This is a genomic window from uncultured Novosphingobium sp. (genome assembly GCF_964277725.1).
In the GTDB taxonomy this organism is placed as follows: domain Bacteria; phylum Pseudomonadota; class Alphaproteobacteria; order Sphingomonadales; family Sphingomonadaceae; genus Novosphingobium; species Novosphingobium fluoreni.
The window spans coordinates 1-5,558 of record NZ_CAXYKL010000036.1 but is presented as its reverse complement, the minus strand read 5'-3'; the positions used below and the strand labels follow the sequence as shown (position 1 = coordinate 5,558).

The following is a 5,558-nucleotide window of genomic DNA, read 5'->3' as shown; positions in this document are numbered from 1 at the left end:
GGGGGCGAAACTGATCGTTTCCACAACCGTGGAGGCGCTGGAGGATGTGTTCGGCTGCCTGGACCAGAGCGGGGCGCAGATTCTCGTCGATCCGGATCGGGCCGATCGAGTGATCGCCTTGGGGCATGTGCTGGCGCAGTTCCCCTCCGCGAGACTGCGTGAACTGTCGGAGGATGAACGGCATCTGCTGATGCGTCTGACCGAACAGGTAGGCCAGATCGCCGGTCGGATCGAGCGACTTGCCCCTGAACAACGCGCGCCGGATGCTGCCCCGGCCTCTGCCGCAAAGCCTGATCGTGTGCTAAGCCCGCCGCAGGAGGGCGGCGCCATGCGGCTCACCAAGCCGGCGTTGCCCGATCCCCGCCTGGTGCGCCGGATCATCCGCCATCGCCAGTTGCGCGCGCGTCATTTTGATGGGCAGCTTTTTGGCGATCCGGCATGGGACATGCTGCTGGACTTGACGGCCGCACGGGCCGAGCATCGCCGGGTATCCGTCACTTCGCTGTGCATCGCCTCGGGCGTCCCGCCGACGACGGCGCTGCGCTGGATCGGCCAGATGGTGGAACAAGGCCAGTTCGTCCGTGTCGGCGATCAGATCGACCGCCGCCGTGCCTTCATCGAACTCAGCGACAGCTGCGCCGACGCGATGGCGCGTTATTTCGTGGAGGTTGGTAGCACCGCAGGACCGATCTGAACCAATCGCGTGGGATTGCTCAGTTGACCAGGCGGCTTGGCAGCGTCATAGCGCAATCCGGTCAGCGGCTCTCAGAGCCGCGCCGGGCGGTTAGCTCAGTTGGTAGAGCATCTCGTTTACACCGAGAGGGTCGGGGGTTCGAGCCCCTCACCGCCCACCATCCTAAACCTCTGGTTTCCCCGCCTCTTAGGCCTCCGCCTAACGAGGGAATTAGTTGTCATCGCTGATGGTCAGCAAATGGTTAGCACGCCGCCTTGAGGTACCTGCTCCCAGAGTTTGCTAAACGCACGACTTGTCGCCTTCCATATTGGAGCCAGGCGACATCCGCATAAATCTTGCTGGGCGCCTCCCCGCGGGTCCGTCCGGTCCTTGTGGTCAATCAGGGCGCTGATTTACCCTCCGAGGCCGCTACTATTGCGCAAGTGGATCGCCTCGGTCTGGCGGATCGTCTCCTGAATCACCGACTGGAAATGGCCCAGATTTTAACGGATGTTGCGCCGCCAAGTTCGCCGCTACCTTACAGTCACGCCGGGCGGCCATGCTGCGACCAGATTTTGCAAAGTCTCGATCACCGGCACAATCGGGTTGGGCTCGTTCGAGAGTGAAGCACCGAAGGGCTGCATGTCGGTGACCGCGCTGCGTCATTGGGCGACCGGGTTGAAGGCAAAAGTGGCATCAGGGCGCACGCCGGTTGCGATCGATAGCCATGGCCCAGCCTGTACTTCCGGCTCATGATCCGCGACCGCGACGATTATACCAAGCTGAGTTGGGGCGAGCGTGAGCTTGCGCCGCTTTGATTGCGTCAGCTTGTCGATTGAAGGGATTTTGGGTGCCGCACCCATTCTGTTGGCAGCCTTCGCGTGGTTCAACGCAGAGCGAAGACCCTTAGTCTTCGGTTGTGCATCCTGGCCGGACACGCCCCTGATCTTATATTTCTAGATCTTTTCGACCCGAGGCACCTCCTACTCGTGCTCGCCCATCCGCAGTCAGCGGAAGCGAGCGATTGATACTTTGTTAATGGCGGCACTGCAGCACCAGTGGCATTTTCGCCCGCATCAGCCAGCCGATCCACGCGAAAAGGGAGGATTTCATCGTATTGATGCGATGGGTATCCGGCCGATGCCCACATAGATAGTGGAACAGGTGAAGCACCATTTCGGCCTTCTCGAAGGTCCCGCTTGGCTTTGAGCGCGCTGCGGTCTTGTGCGACGGAAGTACGTCGCGTGCTTTCTCTACATCCAGACACGTTCTGCTTTGATAGGCAATGATCTCCTTTGATAGGCAATGATCCAGCCAGTGAAGGTCGGGCGCGACCTGAAGACATTGAGGAAACACCGCACTGACGCGGCCTAAGTGCAGTGATGGAAGCCTCTATCATAGCGTGGTCGTACAAAAGGCGTTGAAAACGTGAACTCATAAGGCCGACCAACCCAATAGCATCCATACCCCTCAGCCTACCTTAGCAGAACATGTTGCACGGGACTGCCCCTATCCGTCCCCTACATCTTCAAGCGTCCATACGATATCCGGCCCCTGCTCGGCGACAAAAAGTTCGGATGTCGGCACGCCAAGTAGTAAGCATGATAACGGTTGTCTCCTCGTGCGGGCGGCTAAGTATAACGGCTACCTGGTCCGACAGGGAGCATCCGCTCATCTCCAGCAGTGATGCGTTAAAACGCCGGGCAGTCTGGAAGTGGATATAGGTGTCGATTTACCTGTAGAGCCTTCCGGCATTTACGGCAGTATCAATCCTTTCAGAATCCCTCGCGGAGGCGGCAAGTTGGTTTCCTCCTCGGTGTCCTTGCGGTCAGGAACACCCGCACCCAGCAATTCCGGATTGCGGCTCTCGAGCGCTCCAACATTGACTAATTGCCGTTGGTTATAACAACAAGTCAGTCGCGTTTTCGGGGAATCAAGATTGACGAGAAGAACTTTCGATAAAGATAGCATGATCAATTCTTGCTGCACCCTGCAGATGGGCGGCTAGCGGACGGAGGCGGTTACCCGCTTACCTCAGGCGGTCGGCTTCGACGTGCTGGCGCCGATGGGGATGGCATGTCCCTCCCGCTTAGCCTCAAGAAGCTCCAGTCTCATAATGATCATTGCGAATGGCCTAGCCGCCCATTTTTCTGGCGGACCAGCCCTGGGCGCCACCTTACCGATTGCAGGCGGATCGTGGTACTGTGGCGAATTGGGATAACCGATATCACTCGTAGCAATCCTGCGCGGGCGTCGCAGTGCATTGTTATTGCAGATCATCGTGATCGGAGCATTCCATTAAGGAACGGTCTGCCCTCGGTATATAAGGAGGTCGCCGCTTAGTTGTTAGGACTTTTTGAATCCTTCGGGTCGCACCGCAACTATACTCGGTCGAGCACCGGCGACGAATTCCCTTTCGTCGTCGGTGCCGTACCGTGTTTACAGAGGCCGGAAATCAATTGCTTAGCGCACCGTTGATCGATTCAAAGGTTGCTGTTTCAGGTGCTGCTGCCGGTCCAATTTCGCGCTAATGCGCCTTGATCATTTCTTGGCATGCTAAGTAACATGCCTGCCGCGATCATGGCGTCTGCGATGCGTGCAGGCACAAGTGGGTAGGTCCCGTTCTCTACGGCTCGCCGGATCTGAGCCACGCGCTCTACGTCCACTGGAATCGGAGCAACAGATAGCGACGATGTGGTCGAGGTGACGAGAGCGGTAGGTGAACGCGTTGACGCCTCAGCAAGGCTGGTTTGAGGCTCCGCAGCTTTGGGACCTTCGGCCCGTCTTGAGATCGCAAGCTGTTGCAATCTGAGTTCTTCTATCACCACGATGTCGATCCTTCTGCTCCGCACCAAAGAACGACACGGTCACACACGGACTTAATGGCCAGGCTGCAAGATAATGCCACCTGAGCGGCAAGTATCTGCCGTTCAATACTTATTCTTATGTGACTTGTAGGAGGTTAGCGTGCGTGTCGTCGGCATGAAGCTGCTTGTTTGAGTCTGTACCTTGCCCTCGACACGTGGCTTACATGCCAATGCTGACACTTTGCCGCGCCATTCATCCGGTGGGACTGGATGCCTTACCACAGCACGGTACTGGAGCGTGCCATCTGGCCAACGTTCTGTCTGTACGAGGCCAAGAGTTCGGTACCTGAGGCGATAGCATTGGTAGCTCACCGTACTCGGATTGCGATGTCCAGCCGATCGCCAGCGCTTAGCCAGCGGCCCTAAGCCAAGGCGTGGGCTACCATAAGCAAGAGCAAATAAGAGCGCAGGCATGAACGTGCACATGACTTGATGCAGGGGCAGCCGCTGTCCTTTCGTTCCGCACCCTCCATGGCCTGTTCAAACGCAGTGTACATCGTGCTATCGGACGGCAGCATCGGAGCATCAATCAAAAACACTTACTCGCTCGTCACCAAGCATGCTCTGGTTGGTCCGCGTTAGGAAAAAACCTCTTCAACCACTTTCCAAATGCTCGGCTCGGTGGCATTGCGGTCCCAAGCTAGAACTGCTCCGACGCAATCCACCTCAGCGAGCGTCTTCACGGGCAGGCAGATGGCGTGAGCCCGCGATGACCGTAACCACCGGCCCGGCAGCCAACACATTATCCTGCCGATGTTTGCCGATGCGGCAAGTAGCCTGGTTGCCCAGGCGGTCCAGTCTGGGCCGCCGATGCCGCTTGCCTTCGACGACAACATTCCGCTGTTCGTCTTTAACCTGTTCGCGATGCCCGCGACGACGTTCCTGGGCGCGATTATGATGGGCAAGCAGGCGCGGGTTTAACAAGTCCACCACCATGGGCTGCGCCTAGGCCGGGATCGAAGCTTTCCTGCGCATCACCAGCAAGCCCTGATGGACTGCGTTATGTAAGCTGCAGATATACCACGCTGGCGACAGCGGCAACCAAGCCCCATGAGCACGCAGCCAGCATGGTGACTGCTCCAAGCTTCGACTCAAACATCCGACTTATCCCGTTTTTTCTGGTTGTTGCTCGCAGACAATCACATGCGGTCGAGTGAGTAAACATGGCGATGAACTGATGTGAACAACTTAGCTCGCATAATCGCCAAGGCGCCACTCTTCCGAGGGATATTCGATGAACATCAGGCACTGCAGTGCCGCATCGGCGCTGCTAAGGGGTGACGATCGACAGGTGCGCGCGGTGCGAACGATCGAGGTGGTAAACAAACGATACGATCGCGGTAAGCGGTGTTCCGACGTCACCTTGCCTGTCCCGGGGTCTGTGGCTGAAGTGCGGGGATCGACGAGCCGAGCCTTACGACCGCATTGGACACCAACATTGGAGCGCCTCTGAAGCTTGGTGGGCGCGTCGAGGTCCTTGGCCGACTGGCAGGCCGGCGCCGCGTCTGGGCGCTGGAGCAAAAGGTGGAGCTGGTGGTCGGGATGGAGCGCTGCGACAACGTCGCGGCCTTTGCTCGCGAGCAGGAGATCAGCCCGGCGTTGCTGTATACGTGGCGCAGGGAGCTGCGGTACGCGATGGAGGCCGCCAAGCTTCCCCCACGCGAAGAGCCCATGCTTGTGCCAGTCGTGGGTGGCTCACCGCCGAGCTCGAGCGATAGCATTGAGGTCGAAGTTGGTGGCGCCGTGGTCTGGATCGGACAGGCCGTCAGGACCGATCTGGTCGTGGCGATCATTCAAGCTCTGCAGGCTGGGGCCAGCTGATGATAGGGATCGGCCCAGGCGCAAAGGTGATGGTGGCGACGCGTCCGGTTGACTTCCGCAAAGGCCCGGATGCGCTGGTAGGTGCCGAGTACGGCGGCGATCCCTATTCCGGCGTGATCTATGTGTTCCGGGCCAAGCGCAGTGATCGGATCAAGCTGGTCTGGTGGGACGGCACAGGGCTATGCCTGATGGCCAAG

Annotated in this window: 6 protein-coding genes and 1 tRNA gene; 5 read left to right on the top strand and 2 right to left on the bottom strand. The window is 58.7% G+C overall.

From position 1 onward, the window contains the following. Together ACHWRX_RS02175 and ACHWRX_RS02170 are read left to right on the top strand one after the other, a co-directional pair. Positions 1 to 694 (top strand): MarR family transcriptional regulator (locus tag ACHWRX_RS02175; RefSeq protein ID WP_394657928.1); only part of this gene is annotated, 694 nt, incomplete at its 5' end. Between the two features lie 84 nt (positions 695 to 778). Continuing rightward, positions 779 to 854 (top strand) — tRNA-Val (locus ACHWRX_RS02170). A 481-nt stretch (positions 855 to 1,335) separates the two neighbouring features. Here the strand turns inward: ACHWRX_RS02170 and ACHWRX_RS02165 are convergent. Both ACHWRX_RS02165 and ACHWRX_RS02160 read right to left on the bottom strand, forming a co-directional pair. Next, on the bottom strand, positions 1,336 to 1,536 hold the full coding sequence (locus ACHWRX_RS02165) for a hypothetical protein (RefSeq protein ID WP_394657927.1): 201 nt from the start codon (positions 1,534 to 1,536) through the stop codon (positions 1,336 to 1,338). Positions 1,537 to 3,171: 1,635 nt separating this feature from the next. Beyond that, entirely contained in the window at positions 3,172 to 3,498 is a 327-nt protein-coding gene (locus tag ACHWRX_RS02160) for a flagellar biosynthesis anti-sigma factor FlgM (RefSeq protein WP_394657926.1), read from the bottom strand. Positions 3,499 to 4,293: 795 nt separating this feature from the next. Between ACHWRX_RS02160 and ACHWRX_RS02155 the strand changes: the two genes are divergently transcribed. From ACHWRX_RS02155 to tnpB, 3 genes are all read left to right on the top strand, one after another. Then, positions 4,294 to 4,461 carry a hypothetical protein gene (locus ACHWRX_RS02155; protein WP_394657925.1) on the top strand — a complete coding sequence of 56 codons (168 nt, stop codon included), beginning with the start codon at positions 4,294 to 4,296 and terminating at the stop codon, positions 4,459 to 4,461. A gap of 504 nt (positions 4,462 to 4,965) precedes the next feature. Beyond that, positions 4,966 to 5,361 carry a transposase gene (locus ACHWRX_RS02150; protein WP_394657924.1) on the top strand — a complete coding sequence of 132 codons (396 nt, stop codon included), beginning with the start codon at positions 4,966 to 4,968 and terminating at the stop codon, positions 5,359 to 5,361. After that, on the top strand, positions 5,361 to 5,558 hold a 198-nt coding region (tnpB, locus tag ACHWRX_RS02145; RefSeq protein ID WP_394657923.1), incomplete at its 3' end, for an IS66 family insertion sequence element accessory protein TnpB. The genes ACHWRX_RS02150 and tnpB, both read left to right, overlap by 1 nt.